The sequence below is a fragment of the Streptococcus sp. WM07 genome, from assembly GCF_004570525.1.
Taxonomy (GTDB): domain Bacteria; phylum Bacillota; class Bacilli; order Lactobacillales; family Streptococcaceae; genus Streptococcus.
Window position 1 is genome coordinate 1 of record NZ_SPPZ01000124.1, and the last position, 926, is coordinate 926.

General features: G+C 31.6%; 1 pseudogene. It reads right to left on the reverse strand.

The features are described 5' to 3' along the window. Positions 1 to 693 precede the first annotated feature (693 nt). Positions 694 to 926, reverse strand: a pseudogene (locus E4T71_RS08695) (hypothetical protein); the annotation flags it as partial.

The following is a 926-nucleotide window of genomic DNA, read 5'->3' on the forward strand; positions in this document are numbered from 1 at the left end:
TGTCCTGAACTCAACCCGATTGAAAAAGCTTGGGCTAACCTCAAGAAAAAGGTTATGGAGTTACTGCCAAAATATAACTCGGTGACAGAATGTCTGAATAATGTTTTTTAAAGCGAAATAACTATAATATGGCTAGTTTATTAAGATTGTTGCTGTAAATTGATTTGTTGAGATATAAATGTAGAGTCAAAAGGTGTAAGCGCTTTTGGATAGGTGCCTTTTTTGATATAGTTAGGACTGTGAGTGAAAAGGTTTTATTATTTAATGGTAAGTATTATTGAAGGATAAATATGAAAACAATAGTTAAAGCTAGTCAACAATGGAATCTATTTTTAGAGTTTTTAGTAGGACAAATATTAATTATTCTTACAGATGGTTGTATTTATACCTTACGGCAATTAATTTTGACAATTACCTCATCTAGTTCACTGTTGATTTTGAGTTATTTAAGTAGTCGAATTGGGATACAATTTATTTATTTAATCCCAAATTATTCATACCTCAGAAGAATCTGTGTAAATGCCTAAAAATCATCAGAAACAACCAATAACCAATTGGAATTTCTGATGATTTTTATTATTCACTAAATTGTTCTAGGGATAAAAATGTATTCAGTACCTTATCACCCTAAAAAAGGCAGACTCCGCCCTTGGTGTAACTATATATTTTTAAAAATGCATACTATTTGATATCTTAATTCCCTAACAAAGGTGGACTTCCATCTCTTGCTTCATAAAGAATGGGGAGCGAGAAATTTAAGCTAGAAATTCGTTCAAAAAGAGTTCGAAACTCCTCCTTAAGAGAATAGAGGTTAGACAGTTTTAGAACTTGTCTTCTAGCACTTTTTACAGACTTTCCAACTATATTCACAAACAGTTTCCGAAAACGTTTCATCGTCAGATTCTTCACAACTCCACCAGCTATAT